Annotated in this window: 4 protein-coding genes; all 4 read right to left on the bottom strand. The window is 24.4% G+C overall.

What is annotated here, in order from left to right:
- Nucleotides 1-159, bottom strand: a 159-nt coding sequence (locus Q0F58_RS19205; RefSeq protein WP_294379659.1) for an ATP-binding cassette domain-containing protein, incomplete at its 3' end; no start/stop codon positions are given.
- Nucleotides 107-298, bottom strand: a complete 192-nt coding sequence (locus Q0F58_RS19200) for a hypothetical protein (RefSeq protein ID WP_294379661.1) — start codon at nt 296-298, stop codon at nt 107-109. The genes Q0F58_RS19200 and Q0F58_RS19205, both read right to left, overlap by 53 nt.
- The gene (locus tag Q0F58_RS19195) at nt 291-1,355 is read right to left on the bottom strand and encodes a glycosyltransferase (RefSeq protein WP_294379657.1); all 1,065 of its coding nucleotides are present in this window, start codon (nt 1,353-1,355) and stop codon (nt 291-293) included. The genes Q0F58_RS19200 and Q0F58_RS19195 overlap by 8 nt, the downstream gene beginning before the upstream one ends.
- Before the next feature lie 13 nt (nt 1,356-1,368).
- On the bottom strand, nt 1,369-2,053 hold a 685-nt coding region (locus Q0F58_RS19190; RefSeq protein WP_294379656.1), incomplete at its 5' end, for a hypothetical protein.

The raw sequence follows: 2,053 nt of genomic DNA, 5'->3' as shown, positions 1-2,053 counted from the left end.
GGACTTTCCGGAACCGTTATGTCCCAGGATCGCAATAAATTCGCCCGGCTCCACAGAAAGGTTCACATCCTTTACCGCTGGAACCTCTCCCTCCACATTGCCTTCCTCATCGTGACGGATATAATGATAACTTAAATGTTTCGTCTTTATAATACTCATGTTTTCCTATGGTTAAGAAATAATCTATATTATATTTATTTCTATTAATATTTTTGTTTACATTTATACAAAAGGTTTCTATTCCTCCATTAGCTAAATCATTTAAGAAATACAATACTTTCTTTTTTTTACTACTCATATATAACCTCATTATTTAAATTAGCTATATTTAATTTTCTATTATTATAAATATAAACTAGCTTGTATAGTCTTAATTTAATACAAATAAATATACATCTCTCCTTAAAAGGAGCTGTCATTATATTTTTCCAAGTAAAAGCTTCTTTAAAATACTTTGTATCTGATATTTTTTTCATTTCTTTTACTATATTTTTATATTCTTTAGTATTACTAGGATGACATTCATTAGTAAAACACCAAGAAATAAAATAGAAAGTATTTGATTCTATTCGTTCTTTACTCTTTTCATTTAATAACCCAAACTTTCTCAAATCATCATTTACCATAGTTAACTGTCTACTTAATGTGTCCCATAAATCTGTTATATATTTTTTAGTAGCAGAATTATTATTATATCTATAATAATAAAGTGGTTCTTTTTCTACATAAACATAATTACAATATCCAAGATAATTTAAATGAAACAACATATCCTCAGCAATCTTTATTACCGGAAATTCTATTTTATTTTTTTTAATTATTTCTTTTTTATATAAACATCTACAAGTAGTTCCCATAATTAATGTTTTTCCAGTATTCTTAAAGTCATTTCCTATCATAGGTAATATTAACTTTTCAAAAACTTCATTTCTTTCATATTCTCCTTCTTCTAATGGCTCATCTTCTATTTTGTTTTCCCCATTAAAAAAACTTCTATAAAATCTACACATAACTAAATCATATTTTGAGTTATTAATAATATTAATTAATTTTGTGTAAATATCTTCATGAACAAAATCATCACCATCTACAAAAGCAATATATTCTCCTGTTGCTACTTTTAACCCAGTATTTCTTGCAATACTTACACCTTCATTTTTCTTATGAATCACTTTTATTCTATTATCTTTTAATGAATAACTATCACATATATCTCCACTTTTATCAGTAGAACCATCATTAACTAATATTATTTCTATATTTTTATAATTTTGATTTATAATTGACTCTATACATTGAGATAAATATTTTTCTACATTATATACTGGAACTATAATGCTTATTTCTCCTCTCATACTTCCTCCTAAATTATCTTTCCCTTTCATTAACTAACTTTTGTACTACTTTTGATGTTAACTGTGGTATAATATTAAATCCTAACTTAAGGATATTAAGTTTACCTTTAATTTCTATATCCTTTCTTTTTAATTCATTACTTACTTCAATTTTATATTTTTCTATGTTTTCTGCTCCTGTGTAATTTTCTAAATAAGAAAATGTCTTAATTAATGTTCTAAAATAAATATCATTAATTTTAAGCTTTAATATATTTGCATTTTCTGATATAAATTCATTTTGATCTTTTACCCCTTCATAAGTTGATATAATTAGTTTTAATCCACCTTTTCCCATTATGCTATTTTCTCTTATATAATAGTAGTAACCTACAAAATCAATAAGTCCAACTTTATTGGCTTTAAAAAACAACTTATATGTTGTATGAAGATCTTCTGCTACTTTTCCTTTTGGAAATGCTAAATCATCAAATAAATATTTTTTATAAAGCTTATTCCATACACATCTATATAATCCTTCTCCATTAAAATGATTTTCTAAAGCTTCAATATTACTAAATATTTTACATTCACCAACATTAACTTCATCTTTTATTTCTTTTCTATCATGAACACTTATAAATTTACATTCTACTATATCTAAACTTTTATTGGTTGCAAATAATACTAAGTTTTCAATCATATATCTATTTATCCAA

The organism is uncultured Clostridium sp., assembly GCF_934754915.1.
Classification (GTDB): Bacteria; Bacillota; Clostridia; order Clostridiales; family Clostridiaceae; genus Clostridium.
The sequence above is the reverse complement of the archived record's forward strand: the minus strand, read 5'-3'. Positions and strand labels throughout refer to the sequence as shown.